Annotated in this window: 17 protein-coding genes and 1 pseudogene; 17 read left to right on the top strand and 1 reads right to left on the bottom strand. The window is 47.8% G+C overall.

Going from position 1 to position 19,439, the window contains the following annotated elements:
• The first annotated feature begins 96 nt into the window (after nucleotides 1-96).
• From uvrB to hisIE, 14 genes are all read left to right on the top strand, one after another.
• Nucleotides 97-2,085, top strand: a complete 1,989-nt coding sequence (uvrB, locus tag BLR88_RS15845) for an excinuclease ABC subunit UvrB (protein WP_057897536.1) — start codon at nucleotides 97-99, stop codon at nucleotides 2,083-2,085.
• Between the two features lie 8 nt (nucleotides 2,086-2,093).
• Nucleotides 2,094-4,958: an excinuclease ABC subunit UvrA gene (gene uvrA / locus BLR88_RS15840; RefSeq protein ID WP_091261176.1), complete on the top strand. Its 2,865-nt coding sequence runs from the start codon at nucleotides 2,094-2,096 to the stop codon at nucleotides 4,956-4,958.
• Between the two features lie 189 nt (nucleotides 4,959-5,147).
• Complete coding sequence (gene hprK, locus BLR88_RS15835; RefSeq protein WP_091261169.1) at nucleotides 5,148-6,080, top strand: HPr(Ser) kinase/phosphatase; 933 nt, start codon at nucleotides 5,148-5,150, stop codon at nucleotides 6,078-6,080.
• A gap of 22 nt (nucleotides 6,081-6,102) precedes the next feature.
• Complete coding sequence (gene lgt / locus BLR88_RS15830) at nucleotides 6,103-6,930, top strand: prolipoprotein diacylglyceryl transferase (RefSeq protein WP_057897538.1); 828 nt, start codon at nucleotides 6,103-6,105, stop codon at nucleotides 6,928-6,930.
• Nucleotides 6,931-6,966: 36 nt separating this feature from the next.
• Nucleotides 6,967-7,623, top strand: a complete 657-nt coding sequence (gene ppaX / locus BLR88_RS15825; protein WP_057897539.1) for a pyrophosphatase PpaX — start codon at nucleotides 6,967-6,969, stop codon at nucleotides 7,621-7,623.
• 10 nt (nucleotides 7,624-7,633) lie between these two features.
• On the top strand, nucleotides 7,634-8,122 hold the full coding sequence (locus BLR88_RS15820) for an acyltransferase (protein ID WP_057897540.1): 489 nt from the start codon (nucleotides 7,634-7,636) through the stop codon (nucleotides 8,120-8,122).
• Nucleotides 8,123-8,340: 218 nt separating this feature from the next.
• Nucleotides 8,341-9,516, top strand: a complete 1,176-nt coding sequence (locus BLR88_RS15815; RefSeq protein WP_091261166.1) for an ATP phosphoribosyltransferase regulatory subunit — start codon at nucleotides 8,341-8,343, stop codon at nucleotides 9,514-9,516.
• Nucleotides 9,504-10,151, top strand: a complete 648-nt coding sequence (gene hisG, locus BLR88_RS15810) for an ATP phosphoribosyltransferase (protein WP_091261164.1) — start codon at nucleotides 9,504-9,506, stop codon at nucleotides 10,149-10,151. Before BLR88_RS15815 ends, hisG begins: the two co-directional genes overlap by 13 nt.
• Nucleotides 10,152-10,157: 6 nt before the next feature.
• A complete protein-coding gene (gene hisD / locus BLR88_RS15805; RefSeq protein ID WP_091261174.1) occupies nucleotides 10,158-11,432 on the top strand; it encodes a histidinol dehydrogenase in 1,275 nt (424 codons plus the stop codon).
• 14 nt (nucleotides 11,433-11,446) lie between these two features.
• Nucleotides 11,447-12,031 (top strand): imidazoleglycerol-phosphate dehydratase HisB, encoded by a 585-nt coding sequence (gene hisB, locus BLR88_RS15800; RefSeq protein WP_091261161.1) that lies wholly within the window; start codon nucleotides 11,447-11,449, stop codon nucleotides 12,029-12,031.
• Complete coding sequence (gene hisH / locus BLR88_RS15795; protein ID WP_091261159.1) at nucleotides 12,031-12,654, top strand: imidazole glycerol phosphate synthase subunit HisH; 624 nt, start codon at nucleotides 12,031-12,033, stop codon at nucleotides 12,652-12,654. Before hisB ends, hisH begins: the two co-directional genes overlap by 1 nt.
• 26 nt (nucleotides 12,655-12,680) lie before the next feature.
• Complete coding sequence (gene hisA / locus BLR88_RS15790; RefSeq protein WP_091261157.1) at nucleotides 12,681-13,418, top strand: 1-(5-phosphoribosyl)-5-[(5-phosphoribosylamino)methylideneamino]imidazole-4-carboxamide isomerase; 738 nt, start codon at nucleotides 12,681-12,683, stop codon at nucleotides 13,416-13,418.
• Nucleotides 13,419-14,216 carry an imidazole glycerol phosphate synthase subunit HisF gene (hisF, locus tag BLR88_RS15785; protein ID WP_057897548.1) on the top strand — a complete coding sequence of 266 codons (798 nt, stop codon included), beginning with the start codon at nucleotides 13,419-13,421 and terminating at the stop codon, nucleotides 14,214-14,216.
• Complete coding sequence (gene hisIE, locus BLR88_RS15780) at nucleotides 14,197-14,853, top strand: bifunctional phosphoribosyl-AMP cyclohydrolase/phosphoribosyl-ATP diphosphatase HisIE (protein ID WP_057897549.1); 657 nt, start codon at nucleotides 14,197-14,199, stop codon at nucleotides 14,851-14,853. Before hisF ends, hisIE begins: the two co-directional genes overlap by 20 nt.
• Nucleotides 14,854-15,004: 151 nt before the next feature.
• On the opposite strand, the pseudogene BLR88_RS15775 reads toward hisIE, so the two are convergent.
• A pseudogene (locus BLR88_RS15775) lies at nucleotides 15,005-15,664 on the bottom strand (helix-turn-helix transcriptional regulator).
• A 238-nt stretch (nucleotides 15,665-15,902) separates the two neighbouring features.
• On the opposite strand from BLR88_RS15775, the gene BLR88_RS15770 reads away from it, so the two are divergent.
• From BLR88_RS15770 to tnpA, 3 genes are all read left to right on the top strand, one after another.
• Nucleotides 15,903-17,603: a tetratricopeptide repeat protein gene (locus BLR88_RS15770; protein ID WP_057897550.1), complete on the top strand. Its 1,701-nt coding sequence runs from the start codon at nucleotides 15,903-15,905 to the stop codon at nucleotides 17,601-17,603.
• A 223-nt stretch (nucleotides 17,604-17,826) separates the two neighbouring features.
• The gene (trxB, locus tag BLR88_RS15765) at nucleotides 17,827-18,786 is read left to right on the top strand and encodes a thioredoxin-disulfide reductase (RefSeq protein WP_057897551.1); all 960 of its coding nucleotides are present in this window, start codon (nucleotides 17,827-17,829) and stop codon (nucleotides 18,784-18,786) included.
• A gap of 380 nt (nucleotides 18,787-19,166) precedes the next feature.
• Nucleotides 19,167-19,439, top strand: a 273-nt coding sequence (tnpA, locus tag BLR88_RS15760) for an IS200/IS605 family transposase (protein WP_091261172.1), incomplete at its 3' end; no start/stop codon positions are given.

Raw genomic sequence — 19,439 nt, 5'->3', positions numbered from 1 at the left:
AACATTAGTTCGAAAAAAATTTCTGGAACCCCCTTTTTCGTAAATATAATGTGATATAATTAATGGCAGCATTTTAATAGAAGGAATGGTGAAACTTTGGAAAAGCTCAACAAAAAGTTCGAGCTTGTCTCCGATTACGAACCGAAAGGGGACCAGCCGACCGCCATTGCGAAGCTGACGGAAGGAATTGTGAACGGTAAAAAACATCAGACTTTGCTTGGGGCTACAGGAACGGGGAAAACATTTACGATGGCTCAGGTGATCAGTAAAGTTAATAAGCCGACGCTTGTCATTGCGCACAACAAGACGCTTGCGGCGCAACTTGCTAGCGAGTTCAAAGAATTTTTCCCGAACAACGCAGTTGAGTATTTCGTAAGCTATTACGACTATTACCAGCCGGAAGCATATATTCCACAGTCGGATACGTACATTGAGAAGGATGCCAGCATCAATGAGGAAATCGATAAACTGCGCCACTCGGCCACCAGCGCCTTGTTCGAGCGCAATGATGTCATCATTGTTGCCAGTGTGTCCTGTATTTATGGTTTAGGTTCGCCGCAGGAATACGGCGCTATGCTTCTTTCCTTGCGTCGCGGCATGGAAAAAAGCCGGGATGAGGTGCTGCGCAGGCTGATAGATATTCAGTACAACCGGAATGACGTCAATTTCACGCGTGGCACGTTCCGGGTACGCGGCGATGTCGTGGAAATTTTCCCGGCTTCCAACAGTGAACATGCGATTCGCGTTGAGTTTTTCGGTGACGAGATTGAGCGTATCACTGAGATTGATACGTTAACCGGAGCGGTGCTGCATGAGCGCGAGCATGTGGCGATTTTTCCGGCTTCTCACTATGTGACCGGCCCGGAGCGTCTGCGGCGGGCCATCAAAAGTATTGAGGAAGAACTGGAAGAACGCCTTGCCTACCTGAAAGGGAAAGGAAAGCTTTTGGAAGCGCAGCGCCTTGAACAACGAACCCGCTACGATATTGAGATGTTGCAGGAAATGGGCTATTGCTCCGGCGTGGAGAATTATTCGCGCCACCTGAACGGATTGCCCCCGGGGGCGACGCCGTATACGCTGCTTGATTACTTTCCCGACGATTTTCTCATTATGGTGGACGAGTCGCATATTACATTGCCGCAAATCCGCGGCATGTACAATGGAGATAAAGCACGTAAGGATATGCTAATCGAACACGGATTCCGCCTGCCGTCCGCCGCAGACAACCGCCCGTTGACATTCGAAGAATTCGAGAAACATATCCATCAGATTATTTATGTATCAGCGACGCCCGGGCCGTATGAACTTGAGAAAGCGCCGGACGTAGTGGAACAGGTGATTCGTCCAACCGGGCTGCTTGATCCGACGATTGATATTCGCCCGACCAAAGGTCAGATCGACGACTTGCTAGGCGAGATTAACGAGCGCATCGTGAAGAATGAGCGCGTACTTATCACGACGCTTACAAAGAAGATGGCCGAAGATTTAACGGATTACTTGAAAGAAGTCGGAGTCAAAGTTCGCTATTTACACTCGGATATTAAAACGATTGAACGGATGCAGATTATCCGCGATTTGCGTCTGGGAGTGTTCGATGTACTGATTGGAATCAATCTTCTGCGGGAAGGATTGGATATACCAGAAGTTTCGCTAGTGGCCATTCTCGACGCCGATAAAGAAGGATTCTTGCGCAATGAGCGCTCCTTGATTCAGACGATTGGCCGGGCCGCGCGCAACGCCAATGGTCACGTCATTATGTATGCTGACAAAATGACGCAATCGATTGAGCGTGCGGTGGAAGAGACGTACCGCCGCCGCAAAAAACAGATTGCGTATAACGAAGAGCATGGCATTACGCCGCAGACCGTTCGTAAAGCGGTGCGCGATGTGATTGAAGCGACAAAGGTAGCGGAGGAACAGGAAGAATATTTGCCGCAGAAAGCGTACAGCAAGCTGAGCAAGAAGGAGAAGAAGGACGTTATTGCGCGTCTTGAAGCCGAAATGAAAGAGGCAGCGCGCGCGTTGAATTTTGAGCGCGCCGCTGAATTGCGCGATTTAATTCTTGAGTTAAAAGCGGAGGGATGAAAGAACAGATGAGCCGCGAAAATATTGTCATCAAGGGCGCACGCGCCCATAATCTAAAAAATATAGACGTCACGATTCCACGCGACAAGTTCGTTGTATTGACTGGGCTGTCCGGTTCAGGCAAATCTTCGCTGGCGTTTGACACGATTTACGCGGAAGGACAACGGCGCTATGTCGAATCCCTTTCCGCGTATGCGCGCCAGTTCCTTGGGCAGATGGACAAACCAGATGTGGACTCTATCGACGGCTTGTCACCGGCTATTTCCATTGATCAGAAGACGACGAGCCGCAATCCGCGATCTACCGTGGGAACGGTCACGGAGATTTACGATTATCTCCGTCTTCTTTTTGCCCGCATTGGGCGGCCGTATTGCCCGGAACACGGCGTGGAGATTACGGCGCAAACCGTGGAGCAGATGGTAGATCGTATTCTCGCTTATCCGGAAAAAACGCGCCTGCAAATCCTCGCGCCACTTGTGCAGGGACGTAAAGGCGAGCATGTGAAGCTGCTTAATGAAATTCGTACCCAGGGTTATGTGCGCGTTCGCATTGATGGAGAAGTGCGCGATCTATCGGAAGAGATCAAGCTAGAGAAAAATAAGAAGCACTCGATTGAAGTGGTCGTTGACCGGATTGTAGTAAAAGAAGGCATCCAGAGCCGTCTTGCCGATTCGTTGGAGACAGCGTTGCGCCTTGCCGAAGGACGGGTATTGGTGGATATTATCGGACAGGAAGAACTGCTGTTCAGTCAGAATCTCGCATGCCCGATATGCGGGTTTAGCATGCCGGATTTGGAACCGCGTATGTTCTCATTCAACAGTCCGTTCGGTGCCTGCTCCAAATGTGACGGTTTGGGCAGTCAGCTAGAAGTCGATCCGGATTTAGTTGTACCGGACCCGTCCAAAAGCATTAACGAAGGCGCGTTGGAGCCATGGAACAGCGCTACTTCTAATTATTATGAGCAGATTTTGACCTGTGTGGCCAAACATTATAACATCGATATGGACAAGCCGTTCGAAGAACTGACGGAAGAGCAGCAGCATGTGCTGTTGTACGGGAGCGGTAACGAACAAATACATTTTCGCTACAAGAGCGATTTTAGCCCAACGGTGCGTGATACGTATATGACGTTTGAAGGAGTCGTGAACAACGTACAACGGCGCTATCGTGAAACGGGATCTGACCATGTGCGCCAGCAGTTGGAGATGTATATGAGTCAGAAAAAATGCCCGGCGTGCAAAGGGCACCGTCTTCGTCCGGAAGTATTGTCCGTGCTGATCAACGGGAAAAACATCGCATACATTACCGATTTGTCCGTTGCCGACGCCTACATGTTTTTCGATAACCTCAAGCTGACGGAAAAAGAAATGCAGATTGCCCGCCTGATTTTGAAAGAGATTAAAGCGCGCCTGCAGTTCTTAATCGATGTCGGTCTTGATTATTTAACGATGAGTCGTTCCGCTGGCACGTTGTCAGGCGGAGAAGCTCAGCGCATTCGTCTGGCGACGCAGATCGGTTCCAGTCTGATGGGTGTACTATATATTCTTGATGAGCCGAGCATTGGTCTGCACCAGCGCGATAACGCCCGCCTGATCAAGACGCTTGAACATATGCGCGATTTAGGCAACACGTTGATCGTCGTTGAACATGACGAGGATACAATGCTGGCAGCTGATTATATTATTGACATTGGGCCGGGGGCTGGCATCCACGGCGGACGGGTTGTGGCGCAGGGTACGCCCCAGGAAGTGATGAATGATGAACATTCGCTAACAGGTCAGTACTTGAGCGGCCGAAAATTCATCCCGGTGCCGCTGGAGCGTCGCAAGCCGAACGGCAAATGGATTAAAGTGCTCGGGGCGAAGGAAAACAACCTGCGCAATGTGAATTTGAAAGTGCCGCTCGGCGTGTTTACGTGTGTAACCGGAGTGTCCGGTTCGGGCAAATCGACGCTTATTAATGAAATTTTGCATAAAGCGCTGGCCCGCGAATTGCACAAATCAAAGCAAAAACCGGGCGCATACCGCAAGCTGGAAGGGCTTGAACACCTGGATAAAGTGATTGACATCGACCAGTCTCCGATCGGGCGGACGCCGCGCTCCAATCCGGCTACATACACCGGAGTGTTTGATGATATTCGCGATCTGTTCGCGCAGACGAATGAAGCGAAGGTGCGTGGCTACCAAAAGGGTCGGTTTAGTTTCAATGTAAAAGGCGGCCGGTGCGAAGCATGCCGCGGCGACGGCATTATCAAGATCGAAATGCATTTTTTGCCAGATGTATACGTGCCGTGTGAAGTATGTCATGGCAAACGGTACAATCGCGAGACGCTGGAAGTGCGCTACAAAGGCAAAAATATTGCTGATGTTTTGGAAATGACGGTAGAGGATGCACTGGAGTTCTTTAAAAACATTCCGCGCATTCAACGCAAATTGCAAACGTTGTATGATGTGGGACTTGGCTATATTAAGCTTGGTCAGCCGGCCACCACGCTGTCGGGCGGGGAAGCCCAGCGCGTGAAGCTGGCTTCAGAGTTGTACCGCCGCAGTAACGGCAAGACGCTGTACATTTTGGATGAACCGACGACAGGCCTTCATATTGATGATATTGACCGCCTGTTGAAAGTGTTGCAGCGCCTGGTGGATGCCGGTGACAGCGTGCTTGTGATTGAGCACAATCTGGACGTCATTAAAACGGCCGACTATATTATCGATCTTGGGCCGGAAGGTGGTAGCCGCGGTGGGATGATTGTCGCAGAAGGCACGCCGGAAGAGGTCGTCAAGGTTGAAGAATCGTACACCGGACAATTCCTGGCGCCGATTTTGGAGCGTGACCGCAAGCGCTCTGAAGCACGTTTGCAGATGCAGCCATAAAGGAGATACGGCAATCCATAAAGAACGGGACGCCAAACGTTTTCATTGCTTTTCCATCTCACGTATGTTTTTTCGGAAAAGGGATGTGTGTGCTGTTTGGTCGTCCCGTTTTTTGACTCGTATTTTCAAATTCATAATGGCTGTATGATACAATTAAAATATTATGATGTAGGGAAAGGGTGGAGCTTCTTGAAGAAAACCCAGGTGCGCGACATTGTGAATCACTTTCAGCTGAAGGTAGTGAGCGGAAAAGCGGGGTTGCGGCGCGAGATTACGGTAAGCGATATTAGCCGTCCTGGCCTTGAAATGGCGGGGTATTTTAATTTTTATGCGGCTGAGCGCATACAACTTCTTGGCAAAACGGAACTGGGCTTTTTTGTAACGCTTGGTGAAGCTGAACGAGAAGAGCGGATTAACAAGTTGCTTGATGAGAAAACGCCTTGCATATGCATAGCACATGGCTGCGAAGTGCCGGAAGAGCTGATTCGTCAATCGGAGGCTCGCAGCATTCCGGTGTTGATTTCGTCGCTTCCAACTACCAAGTTATCCAGTAAGCTGACTACATATCTGGAAGGACGGCTTGCTCCAACGACCACAATGCACGGGGTATTGGTCGATGTATACGGGGTCGGCGTTTTGTTGGTAGGACAAAGCGCGATTGGAAAAAGTGAAACTGCACTGGAGCTTGTCAAGCGCGGCCATCGTCTTGTCGCGGACGATGCGGTGGAAATCCGGCAGACACAGGAGAATCAGTTGATTGGCAGCGCGCCGGAGCTGATCCAGCATCTGCTGGAAATTCGCGGGCTGGGGATCATTAACGTCATGACCTTATTCGGTGCCGGGGCTGTTCGCAATTACAAACGAATCTCGCTTGTTATTCGTTTGGAAATTTGGGATCCGCAGAAAGTATATGATCGCCTCGGTCTTGATGAGGAAAAACTAAAGATTATGGACGCGGAAGTGCCGCAGATTACGATTCCGGTGCGCCCGGGCCGCAACCTAGCTGTTATCGTAGAAGTGGCGGCCATGAACTTCCGCTTGAAGCGTATGGGCTACAACGCAGCGGTTGTGTTCAGCAAGAAGCTGACAGATACGATCGAGGAAGCAGTAGAAGATATTTGAATTCGAGGAGGCATAACACAACATGACGAAGGCGATTGACCCGATTGCATTTCAACTGGGCCCGTTATCCGTACACTGGTACGGAATTATTCTGGGGACGGCTGCGCTGGTCGGCTTGCTACTGGCGCTGCGTGAAGCGAAACAGGTTGGCATGGATCCGGAAACGATTATGGACGTTGTGATGTATGCGGTGCCTGCTGCTATTATTGGTGCGCGTATTTACTACGTGATTTTTCGTTGGGATGAGTATTATCGTTCCCACCCGGAGGAAATTATCGCCGTCTGGCACGGCGGCATTGCGATCCACGGCGCGCTTATTGCTTCTATATTGACAGCGTATATTTATTCACGCATCAAAAAAATTTCATTCTGGCGGCTGGTGGACGTGGTTGCGCCGAGTTTGATTATCGGACAAGCCATCGGGCGCTGGGGCAATTTTATAAATCAGGAAGCGCACGGGGGGCCGGTGAGTCTCGAATTCTTGCAGAACTTGCATTTGCCGCAGTTTATTATTAATCAGATGTACATTTTTGATCCGGTGACGAATACATATTCGTATTATCATCCGACATTTTTGTATGAATCGCTCTGGAATCTTCTCGGTTTCATTCTTTTAATCACCATCCGGCGCTTGTTACCGTTAAAGCGAGGAGATCTGTTCCTTACTTACGTTATCTGGTATTCTATCGGACGCTTTTTTGTGGAAGGAATGCGTACGGATAGTTTAATGTTGACGGAAACGCTGCGCATGGCTCAGGTTATAAGTCTGCTTCTCATCGCATTTGCACTCATTATGATGGTGGTATTGCGAAAAATGGGATATGCTACCAAAAGATACGGTGAAGCATAGAACGGAATTTTGGTTTGAAGGGAACGAGGTGTATTGATGTATCAATATGAATATGTTTTATTTGATCTTGATGGAACTTTAATCGATACGAATAACTTAATCCTCACATCGTTTATGTACACGCTTGAAAAGTTTTATCCCGGTAAGTATACGCGGGAGGATCTCATTCCGCATATGGGCAAGCCGTTGTACGATCAGATGGCATTATTCGATCCGGAGCGGGCGGAAGAATTGGTACAGGTGTATCGCGAACATAATGAACGCGTACATGATGAGCTGGTGGAAGAGTTTCCGAACGTGCTTGAGACGGTAGGAGAACTTGCTGAAATGGGCATCAAAATGGGAATCGTAACTACCAAACAGCGCAAAACGGCAGAGATGGGCTTACGTCTGTTTGGGCTTGATAAATATATGGATACCGTGATTTGCTACCAGGATACCAAGAACCATAAACCACATCCGGAGCCTATACAGAAAGCGATGCAAAATTTGAAGGCCGATCCGGCCAGGACGCTGATGGTGGGAGACAGCCAATATGACATTCAGGCGGCACAAAACGCCGGCATTGCTTCCGCCGGTGTAGCCTGGAGCATGAAAGGCGCATCCTTTCTGTCGTCTTTTAACCCGACTTATTTGTTGAGTGACATGACGGAGCTGATCCAGATTGTGAAAAAACCAATTCGACAATGGTAAGAGGTGGAAGATGGCGAAGCGGAAAACCGAACGCTATCCGGTTCAGGGGCCAAACTCGCTCTGGCAGATGTACAAAACGGTAAGTTTTTGGAAAGTGGTAAAATGCTTTATTGTTGTACAACTGGCTCGCTATATCCCATGGCTGCCGCTAAAAAACTGGATGTATCGCACGTTTCTCGGGATGAGGATTGGCGAGAATACGGCGGTTGCGTTAATGGTGATGATTGATACGATGTTTCCAGAGCGGATTTCTATTGGCTCCAATACGATTATTGGTTATAATACGACAATTCTGGCCCATGAATATTTAATTGACGAATACCGTTTGGGAAATGTAAAAATCGGCTCAGGTGTGATGATTGGCGCAAATTCGACGATTCTTCCAGGCGTGACCATCGGGGATGGAGCGGTTGTATCCGCGGCTACGCTCGTTAATCAGGATGTTCCGCCGGGCGCTTTCGTCGGCGGCAACCCTATGCGTATCATTCGGCAGCCGTGAACAGCATCATTGCTTTTGCCAAAGCGGTGCGGATAACTTCCTTGCGGAAAATCAATGAAGTTTAAAAAAGGCGCATTAGCCAGCAACATGCGAACCGGATATTTCCGGTTCGCTTTTTTGTATTGACGGATAAATCAATGAATGGTAGACTACTCTCAACGAGAAATCCTTTAGTTCGCTACCAAACTAAAGGATAGAGAAAAGGAGTAGAAGCCAGGATGTCAAAGCCGTTAGGATTTGAAAAACCGCTGGGAATGCGGGATATCCTTCCCGATCTCCTCGAAAAACAGCGCTGGCTGGAAAAGCGAGTAAAAGCCTGTATGAAACAATGGGGATACCAGGAAATTAGCACCCCAACGCTTGAATATTACGACACGGTCGGAGAAGCAAGTGCAACGCTCGATAACAGATTGTTTAAATTGCTGGACAGCGAAGGCAAAACCGTCGTTCTGCGTCCGGACATGACGGCGCCTATTGCTAGGGTCGCATCTTCGCTTTTGAAAGAAGAACCGCTTCCGTTGCGGTTGATGTATTCCGCGAACGTGTTTCGTGCGCAGAGAAACGAAGCGGGGCGCAATGCGGAGTTTACACAACTCGGAATTGAATATATCGGCTCAGCATCCGTTGATGCGGATGCCGAAGCGATTGCGCTCGCTGTATCTGTTCTAAAAGCGGCAGGGGTGAAAGTGTTTAAAATAGCGGTGGGTCATATCGGTTTTCTTGAAGGTCTGCTTGAGGAGATTGTCCAAAGACTGGAAGACCGCGAAAGGCTGAAAGAATTTTTGTATCACCGCGATTATGTAGGCTTCCGTCATTATGTACAGGGGTTGCATCTTTCGCGGGAAAACGCAGCGCGGCTTTATGAACTGCTGAAACTGCGCGGCGGCAAGGAACTGATCGACAGGGCGGAATCTATCACAGTGAACGGGCAGGCACGCAAGGCTGTTACTAATTTAAGACAATTGTGGGAAGCGCTTGAGGCGTATCAGGTTGAAAAATATGTCCTGCTCGATTTGAATTTGCTGCGCAACTTGGACTATTATACAGGTATTCTTTTTGAAGGCTATGCCGCCAATCAGGGGTTTGCGATTTGCACGGGTGGCCGCTATGACGGACTGATGGCGCGCTTTGGTCGTCCGTGTCCTGCAACCGGATTTGCGGTGCAGATGGATAGCCTGCTGGAGGCGGTGGACTATCAGCCGGAACAGCCGAGCAAATTCCTGATTTTATATAGTGCGGAACAGCGTATGGAAGCGCTGGAGAGGGCGCGGAAGTTGCGCGAGGAAAACAGTGCAGTAGTCATTGCGCAGCGGAAAGAAGAGCTTGCGGCCCTTGATTTTTCGCAATATGCAGAAGTTATTGATCTGACGGAGGAGGAAGCATCGTGGCGGTAAAAACAGAAGAAAAATTGGTTATAGCCATGCCGAAAGGCCGGATTTTCGAAGAAGCGGCAGAATTGTTGCGCAAAGCCGGCGTTTCTCTTCCTCCGGAGTTTGATGATTCGCGCAAGCTTATTGTTCCGGTACCGGAAGCGAATTTAGAATTTATTCTCGCCAAGCCGACGGATGTGCCGACATACGTTGAGTATGGTGTGGCTGATATCGGAGTTGTTGGAAAAGATGTGCTTCTGGAGGAAGGGCGCGATGTGTATGAGCTGCTTGATTTAAAAATCAGCCGTTGCCGCCTTGCGGTCGCCGGGTTACCGGACTGGAAGCCGTCCGGCGGTACACCCCGAGTTGCCACCAAGTACCCGCGAGTGGCGTCTAAATATTTTCGTGAACAGGGGCAGCAGGTGGAAGTGATTAAGCTGAATGGCTCTATCGAATTGGCACCGCTTATCGGATTAGCGGAGAGGATTGTTGATATTGTATCGACCGGGCGTACGCTGAAAGAAAACGGGCTTGTTGAACTTGAAGAAATCATGCCGATTACAACCCGCTTAATCGCAAACCGGGTGAGCTATCGGATGAAGAGCGAAGCGGTCGACTATATATATGAGAAATTTGCTTCAATAGTGGAGGAGAGTTAATTCATGATCAAGATCGTCGATGCGGCTGATTTTTCCACCCAACGCGATGTGGAGACTGGGACAGAGGCGCAGCGGGCCACGGTGCTGAAAATTCTCAAGGCGGTAAAAACGGAAGGAGATGCGGCGGTAATCCGCTTTACCGAGCAATTTGACCGCATCAAATTGCACACAATGAAAGTAACGGAAGAAGAATTTGTCCAGGCGGTTCGGCAAATCCGCCCGGAAGTACGTGAGGCTATCCGCGAAGCGGCCACCAATATTCGCGATTATCATAGCCGCCAAATGCGTCAGTCTTGGTTAACTACAAAAGAATCCGGCACGATGCTTGGACAGTTGATTCGGCCTCTTGCCCGTGTCGGTCTGTATGTGCCGGGTGGTACGGCCGCGTATCCATCATCCGTACTGATGAACGCGATTCCGGCACAGGTGGCTGGTGTAGAGGAAATCGCGATGGTAACTCCACCCGGTAAAGATGGCAAGATAAATCCAGGCGTGCTGGTTACGGCGTATGAACTGGGCGTTAAGGAAGTATACAAAGTGGGTGGCGCTCAGGCGATTGCCGCTTTAACATACGGAACGGAAACGATCAAACCGGTAGATAAAATCGTCGGTCCGGGCAATATTTATGTTGCGCTGGCCAAGCGCGAGGTATTTGGTCTCGTGGATATCGACATGGTGGCGGGGCCGAGCGAGATTGTCGTGCTGGCGGATGAAACAGCGAATCCGGCATATGTGGCGGCCGACTTATTGTCCCAGGCTGAACACGATACAATGGCTTCCGCCGTCCTTGTGACCGCTTGTCCGCAGCTAGCGGAAGCGGTACGACAGGAAGTGGAGCGGCAATTGGCCGAACTTCCGCGCAGAGAGATTGCGGAAGCGTCCATTCGGGATTACGGTGCGATTTGCGTGGTGGAAAGCCTGGAACAAGGACTGGAGGTTGTCAACCGACTCGCTCCGGAGCATCTGGAACTGATGGTGAAAGATCCTATGGCATACATCGGAAAAGTCAGGAATGCCGGTGCGATTTTTCTGGGAGCGTATAGCTCTGAACCGGTCGGCGATTACTTTGCAGGACCGAACCACGTATTGCCGACAAATGGAACGGCGCGTTTTTCTTCGCCGTTGAACGTGGATGATTTTCTCAAAAAATCAAGCATAATTGCTTATAGCCGGGAGGATTTGCTGGCGAACGGTCGTAAGATTGTAGCGCTGGCTCGCCAGGAGGGACTGGAAGCGCACGCGCGGGCGATCCAGATGCGATTGGATAATGAAGGAGAATAGGGGGAGTAACAGCTATGCGTCGGGCAGCAATTGAACGAAAAACAAACGAAACGGATATTAAACTTTCTTTTAATATAGATGGAGAAGGGGAGACGGAACTTAAAACCGGTGTCCCGTTTCTTGAACATATGCTTGATTTGTTTACGAAGCACGGTCATTTCGATTTAATGGTGGACGCTAAAGGGGATATTGAAATCGACTACCATCACACGGTGGAAGATATTGCGATTTGCCTTGGTCAGGCGTTTCGTGAAGCACTGGGCGATAAAAAAGGCATCAAACGCTATAGCAGCATGTTTGTGCCAATGGATGAGGCGCTTGGCCAGGTGATTGTCGACATTAGTAACCGTCCGCATTTGGAATACCGCGCTCAGTTTCCGTCTACCAATGTTGGCAATTTCCAGGTGGAGCTTTTTCATGAATTTTTCTGGAAGCTGGCGCTTGAAGCGCGCATTACGCTGCATATTATTGTGCATTACGGACACAATACGCACCATATGATTGAAGCGGTGTTTAAGGCGCTCGGTCGCGCGTTGGATGAAGCAACAGCGATTGATCCGCGGGTAAAAGGTGTTCCGTCGACGAAGGGGATGTTATAGTGATTGCAATCATTGATTATGGCATGGGCAATTTGCATAGCGTTAGCAAAGCGATAGAACGTCTTGGCTACAGGTATGAATTTGTGTCGGACGTAGAAGCTCTTTCGCATGCGGAAGGCGCCATTCTTCCAGGAGTGGGGGCCTTTGGTGACGCGATGAAAAATTTGCGGGAGCGCGGTCTCGTGGAGCCGATTCGTGATCTGGCGGCGAATGGCAAGCCGTTGCTTGGCATTTGCCTCGGTATGCAACTGCTATTTGACATGAGCACCGAGCACGGCGAGCATGAAGGACTTGGCATTCTGCCGGGACGCGTGGAACGTTTTCAGGGCGATTATAAAATTCCGCATATGGGCTGGAACAGGCTTACATTTTTGCAGGCTAACCCGATTTTTGCAGGCGTACCCGAAGGATATGTCTATTTCGTGCATTCATATTTTCTGCAGCCGACGAAGGAGAACCGTTCTGTTCTGCTCGCGACAGCGGATTATTATCAGGAAGTACCTGCAGTAGTCGGAAAAGGAAACGTGTATGGCATGCAGTTTCATCCGGAAAAAAGCGGAGCGGTTGGCATGAAACTGCTTGAGAATTTCACGAAGATGTGCAAAACAGCGCGTGTAAAGTAAGCAGGCAACAGAGAGGGAGTGGGGAGATGGATTTCATTATTTATCCGGCGATTGATATTCGGGGTGGCAAGTGCGTGCGCTTGCTGCAAGGCGATTACAATAAAGAAACGGTGTATGGCGATTCGCCGGTTGAGATAGCAAAGCAGTGGGCGGCCCAGGGAGCAGAATGGATTCATCTAGTTGATCTAGATGGCGCAAAAGCAGGTAAACCGATAAATGACGAAATCGTATTAGAAATTGCCCGCAAGCTTGATGTTCCGGTGCAAGTCGGCGGGGGATTGAGGCGCATGGAAGACGTCGAGCAGTATATTGCAGGCGGTGTGAGCCGGGTGATTCTTGGTACGGCAGCGATTCAGGATGAGCCGTTTACTGAGCAAGTACTAACCAGGTACGGTGACAAAGTGGCGATTGGCATTGATGCCAGAGACGGTTATGTGGCGACACACGGTTGGTTGAAGACATCAGAAGTGATGGCAGAAGAATTGGCCAAAGCGCTTATAGCTAAAGGGGCAGCAACCTTTATTTATACAGATATTTCCCGCGATGGTACGCTTGAGGGGCCGAATACAGAAGCAATTGTACGACTGGCGCGTGCAACCGGGAAGAATGTGATCGTGTCCGGAGGCGTGAGCCGAGAGGAAGATCTGCTTGAATTGGCTCGTTATGCAAAGGATGGTGTGGGGGGCGCCATCGTCGGTAAAGCATTATATACGGAGCGAGTACAATTGCCGCAGGCACTGAAACGGATCGGGGAGGTAGTCTAAATGCTCGCGAAACGAATTATTCCTTGCTTGGATGTAAAAGAAGGGCGCGTCGTCAAAGGCGTCAGCTTTGTGAATCTGCGTGATGCGGGTGATCCGGTGGAACTGGCAAGGCGTTACAGTGAAGAAGGAGCGGACGAACTTGTTTTTCTTGACATTTCAGCTTCACATGAAGGGCGAGAGACGATGGTGGGGGTTGTTGAGAATACGGCTGCAAATGTAACCATCCCGTTTACAGTAGGGGGCGGCATTAATACGGTGGACGATATGCGTCGTTTGCTTCGTGCCGGAGCCGACAAAGTTTCTGTTAATACGGCGGCGGTTAAGCGTCCGGAACTGGTGCGCGAAGGTGCAGAGATATTCGGGAGTCAATGCATTGTAGTGGCAATTGACGCTAAAGCGCGTGAGGATGGCGATGGCTGGGAAGTGTATACGCACGGTGGGCGCCAAGCAACCGGTATTGACGCGGTAGAATGGGCGAAACAGGTCGAAGAATTGGGTGCAGGGGAAATTTTGTTAACTAGTATGGATTGTGACGGACAAAAGGATGGTTTCGCACTGGAGCTTACGCGCGCAGTATCTGAAGCGGTTCGTATCCCTGTCATTGCTTCGGGTGGCGCCGGAGCAAAACAGCATTTTTACGACGCATTCGTGAAAGGAAAAGCGGATGCGGCGCTCGCTGCTTCCATTTTTCACTACAAAGAAACCTCCATTAAAGAAGTAAAACAGTATCTGTGCGAGAGAGACATCGAGATACGTTTGGTAGAGGAGACGGTAGTACATGAACATAAATCATGTTAAGTTTGACGATCGTGGTTTAATCCCGGCGATTGTGCAGGACGCGCAGAGCAAAGAAGTGCTTACGCTCGCCTATATGAACAAAGAGTCGCTACAGAAGACACTGGAAACAAGGGAGACATGGTTCTTCAGCCGTTCGCGCCAGGAGTTGTGGCACAAGGGGGCTACGTCAGGGAATGTGCAGAAAGTGGTGGACGTGTTGTATGATTGCGACAGTGACGCGCTGGTTGTCAAAGTGATTCCTGCGGGTCCCGCCTGTCATAAAAACGTGTATTCCTGTTTTAGCGATTCTCTGCTTGGCGAAGAAGCAGGTGTAGCCGAAAATTCGCCTGCTGATGAGAAGGAAGTCAAGAATCGTTTTGCTATCATTAACCGTCTGGAAACGTTAATTGCGACTCGTGAAGCGGAAATGCCGGAAGGTTCTTACACAACATACCTGTTCACGGAAGGTGTGGACAAGATTTTGAAGAAGGTTGGCGAAGAAGCGAGCGAAGTGATTATCGCGGCGAAAAACCGCAGTCATGATGAACTGCGATATGAAGCGGCCGATTTACTGTTTCATTTGCTTGTGCTGCTTCGTGAGCAGAAACTGCCGTTTGATGCGGTACTTCAAGAATTGGAGAAACGTCACGCGAGGTAATGCAATAAGAAGTAATCAAGGGATAATAAATTTTAGAAAAGAGGCTGTCCCCATGACTTTGAGACAGCCTCTTTTATTTATAAGGAGTTTGTTGACCCCCACGATAAAGAAAAACAATTTTATTTTTTTCATCCTTTTTTTGGCTTCTTTGCTACAAGATACGCTTAAATTCCTCTTCAAACGATAAATTGACTGGTTCATCTAAAAGATGACTGCAAAATTCTAAATTTGTAGTTGGTACATTTTCATCTACTTCCTCAAACGTAACGTGCTCGATTCAAACATGCCCTTTACCGTTAAGTAAAACACCGAAAGAAATCGTCGCACTATTTTCAGGTACATCTAATACAATTGAGTAACGGTTCCAATTCGTTGTTTTCGTAATCGGGCGGTTTGACATATTATCAAATTGGAGAATATCATCGGAGGCGTTGTCAACTCTCCTCCATAATCCACAAAACCCTTCAACAGTTTCTGTTTTAATAAAGGCCGATAATTTGAGGCGCTTCCCTTTGTATTTATTTGCTTTAAATGATGGCATCATAGTAGCGAATTGATCTTGTGATTCGAAGCGATGCAGGTGAGCGATATCCAGAATACGTTCTTTTGTATAAAGCAACATACTGGCAGCGTTCGTAATTCTTCTTCGTATATAATCCGCGACCGTCATCCCTACTTCTTTTTGAAAAATTCGATGGAAATGGTACATCGAAAATCCGACCTCGCCAGAAACGCATTCTAGAGACAACTCCTCTTGTAAATGATCTTCTATAAATTTGCTCGCTTTTTGAATTTCTGTATCGTAAACCATTTTCTCATCCCCTTGCTGCTAAATTTAGCATAGCAAATGCCGCAAAAAAAATTTGACTTTTTTTGCGGCATTTTTGAACGGAAGCACTGCTCCCCCTATCTTTTAAGGGGAGTGGTGTTTTTTGTTTTCTAAGGAGGTACAAAAAACCATTCGTTTGCTCCGGGCGTTTGTTCTATAGAGAAGGCTATCTTAAGTGTGGTATACTTAAACAATAAGGAAGATAAATTTGGAGGGACATATGGCCAAGCAGCAATATGCGCCGAAAAAGAAGGGCAAAATTGTTCCGATTCATATGGATGCAGATTTCTATTACGAGTGGGCAATGCGCTATCTTGATAAGCTTAATTTTCAAAAAGCTCTTCGCTATTTGCGAAAGGCGGTTGAAATTGAGCCGAACAATCCAGATTATTATTGCAGTATGGCTGGCATATTGGCTGAACTCGGCAAATATGAAGAGTCCAATCGGATTCTTTGGCATGTGCTCGACGAAGTCGACCCCTCACTTGATGAATGTTATTTTTATCTTGCCAGCAACTATGCCAATATGATGGAATTCGAACTGGCTGAACAATATATCTTGAAATATTTACAAAGTTTTCCTGAACCGATTTATGCGGAAGAAGCGGAAGACTTACGGGAATATATCGAATTTCATTTACAGGATAGACCTCGTCAATCAGAAAGTGATACCAGCCTTGAAGTTGTGTTTCAACATGATCGCGCGCGCCGTTTGCTGGAAGAGGGACGGTTTAACGAAGCGGCTCGCTTATTGCTTTCGATCATTAAAGGGCATCCTGACTTTATTGCGGCACGCAATAATTTAGCGCTTTGTTATTACTATATGGGACGGTTTGAAAAAGCAATGGAAACCGTTCAGCAGGTGTTGGAAGAGGATCCATGCAATATTCATGGCCTGTGCAATCTAGCCGTTTTTTATTCTCATTTGCGCAATCAGGAAAAGCTGGAACAATTATTAGCTGTTCTAAAAAAGATCATACCTTATCATTTTGATCTCGCATACAAACTAGCGACCACTCTTGGGATTCTGGGCGAAGACGAAGCGGCTTACTTTCTGTTCCGCAAGATGGTTCCCCGCACAGGACAGGGCGACTTATATATACTGCATTATACTGCAGTAGCCGCTTACAATACGGGAAGGATAGGCGAGGCCGAATCTTTATGGAAAAAAGTCGAGCGCATTGATCCGTCCGAAAAGGTGGCACCTTATTATTTAAGGCAGATACAACAGCGTAAGATCGGCGGTCAAGCGATTTCGGAAGCTTCGTACCATTATCAGCTTCCATTTCATGATACGTTTCCGTTTGGAAGTATAGAGACGTCGTCTGATGAAATTAACCAGGAGTGGAAGCGGAATCCGTTGCTTCGCTCTTCGCTTCTCTGGGCGCTTCGCTTTGGCGATCGCGATACGAAATTTCAAGTTATTCAAGCGTTCGCTTATATTGCGGACAGTGAAGTAGAAGAAGCGCTGCGGGGATTCTTAATGAATCCGGTGGAAGACGACTATTTGAAAAAATTAGTCATTTTCGTTCTTCGTAAAATGGGAGCGGAACAACCATACAAGGCCATTATTAATCAGCAGACAAGAATTATTGATTTTCGGTTGCGATCAATAGTACCTGTTTGGACGGAAAAGTGGCAGGAAGTTGCCGAGTGCTTGCGTGTTCATATGCAGGACAGGTATGACGTGCTGGAACAGCAGGAAGCCCAAATGCTGTGGATAGATTATATCGGAAAAACATATCCGAACGTGCCGACGATTCGTAAAAAAGAAGCATGGGCCGCGTCGTTAGAATACGTCATTGCTCGGCGGTACAATTACGCGATCACGCAAGAAGAAGTCGCGGCTCGCTACGGTGTCTCTGCTGCTTCCTTGGCGCGTAATTATAAGTTAATCACCGCTGTATGTACATTGCCTTAAATAGAGAGAGACAAAATTCTGTAAAGACCCCGGTACATACCGGGGTGTATTTGTATATATTATGAGGATGATAAGAAGATCAAAACATCGAAAGTGACGCATTATAGACAATTTATTTATTTAGAGTTATTATAAATAAAGATTTTAAATCGAATTTTTTCGATGAAGGCGAGTATCTCCTCTACTGTTGAGGTAAGATATAGGTAACTAGGAGGTAGGAAGCATGAGCCAAGAAAAAATTTATGACGTTATTATTGCTGGAGCGGGTCCTGCAGGCATGACAGCTGCCGTGTATACTTCTCGTGCCAACATGAGTACATTGATGATTGAGCGAGGAATTCCAGGCGGGCAGATGGCAAATACCGAAGAAATTGAAAACTATCCTGGCTTTGAATCGATCCTTGGTCCGGATCTTTCCACTAAAATGTTTGAACATGCAAAAAAATTTGGAGCTGAATATCAATACGGCGACATTAAGGAGATTGTAGACGGTTATCCGTATAAAGTAGTGAAAGTGGGAGACAAAGAATTTAAAGCGAAGTCTGTTATTGTAGCAACCGGAGCAGAACACCGTGAACTGGGCGTTCCGGGCGAGAAAGAATTCTCCGGCCGCGGCGTTTCATATTGCGCGGTATGTGACGGCGCATTCTTCCGCGGAAAAGAGCTTGTCGTTGTCGGCGGCGGTGATTCCGCAGTAGAAGAAGGGGTCTTCCTCACGCGTTTTGCGACAAAGGTGACGATCATTCACCGCCGCGACCAGCTTCGCGCGCAAAAAATTCTGCAGAAACGCGCGTTTGAAAACGAAAAAATCCAGTTTATCTGGGATACGGAAGTAAAAGAAATCCGCGGTGATGGAACTGTCAAATCCGTGTTGCTGCATAATAAGAAAACGGGTGAAGAAACTGAATTCAAAACGGACGGTGTCTTCATCTACGTAGGTATGGATCCGCTTTCTAGCGCGGTGAAAAACCTGGGTATTACCAACGAAGCGGGATATATCGAAACCGATGAGCGCATGGCAACACGGGTACCAGGTATTTTCGCTGCCGGCGATGTACGCGAAAAAACGCTACGCCAGGTCGTAACTGCGACAGGCGACGGCGCTGATGCGGCCCTGTCTGCCCAACATTATGTGGAAGAATTGAACGAAAAGCTGCACGAAGAGTCTAAAGTAAGCCATTGACAAACGGTCATAAATTTTTAATAGCGTTGTAACGTTGTTGAAACATAATAGGTATATATTGAAGATAATTAATTGACCCCTTTTATAATTAAGAACCCTTGGCGCAGACGGACGAGTCTGCGTTCTTTTTTTGTGGGGAGGAAAAACTGGTAACGCGTTTACCTGTGAATTTTTCTTAGCACAACATGCAGCGTTTCTATTTTGTCTTACCGGATAGGATATGTTTTAGTTTTCCTCCGAGAGAAGTCTCCCACTTCTAAACGTGAAGGTGCTTTCGTCACCAGTGAAAGTGGGAGATGAATTTCGGTTAGGCGTAGCCTAAAGTTGGTTCTTTATTTTGTTGTGATATAATCAGTCTTAGATAAATAAAAGGCTGTTGTATCAATGAAATTAATAATAATCATTCGATGTTCTCATTATATTATCATCTTGTTCTGGTCGTGAAATATCGTAGAAAAGTGATTGACGATACCATATCTGACTATGTGAAAGATATGGTTGTTCGATTGGGTGAAAATTATAATATTTCCTTAGTTGAATGGAATCATGATATTGACCATGTGCATATTTTGTTCAAAGCACATCCAAATACTGAAATGTCAAAGTTCATCAACGCTTATAAAAGCGCAAGTTCTCGACTTATCAAAAAGCAT

The sequence above is a fragment of the Aneurinibacillus thermoaerophilus genome, from assembly GCF_900099925.1.
GTDB classification, from domain to species: domain Bacteria; phylum Bacillota; class Bacilli; order Aneurinibacillales; family Aneurinibacillaceae; genus Aneurinibacillus; species Aneurinibacillus thermoaerophilus.
This window is presented reverse-complemented; position numbering and strand designations above follow the sequence as displayed.

Coding starts and splice junctions, on each gene's coding strand:
- hisIE (WP_057897549.1), top strand. CDS start 14,197: ATGAACATAAATCATGTTAAGTTTGACGATCGTGGTTTAATCCCGGCG.
- lgt (WP_057897538.1), top strand. CDS start 6,103: ATGACGAAGGCGATTGACCCGATTGCATTTCAACTGGGCCCGTTATCC.
- BLR88_RS15820 (WP_057897540.1), top strand. CDS start 7,634: ATGGCGAAGCGGAAAACCGAACGCTATCCGGTTCAGGGGCCAAACTCG.
- BLR88_RS15770 (WP_057897550.1), top strand. CDS start 15,903: ATGGCCAAGCAGCAATATGCGCCGAAAAAGAAGGGCAAAATTGTTCCG.
- hisB (WP_091261161.1), top strand. CDS start 11,447: ATGCGTCGGGCAGCAATTGAACGAAAAACAAACGAAACGGATATTAAA.
- ppaX (WP_057897539.1), top strand. CDS start 6,967: ATGTATCAATATGAATATGTTTTATTTGATCTTGATGGAACTTTAATC.
- trxB (WP_057897551.1), top strand. CDS start 17,827: ATGAGCCAAGAAAAAATTTATGACGTTATTATTGCTGGAGCGGGTCCT.
- uvrA (WP_091261176.1), top strand. CDS start 2,094: ATGAGCCGCGAAAATATTGTCATCAAGGGCGCACGCGCCCATAATCTA.
- hisA (WP_091261157.1), top strand. CDS start 12,681: ATGGATTTCATTATTTATCCGGCGATTGATATTCGGGGTGGCAAGTGC.
- BLR88_RS15815 (WP_091261166.1), top strand. CDS start 8,341: ATGTCAAAGCCGTTAGGATTTGAAAAACCGCTGGGAATGCGGGATATC.
- hisF (WP_057897548.1), top strand. CDS start 13,419: ATGCTCGCGAAACGAATTATTCCTTGCTTGGATGTAAAAGAAGGGCGC.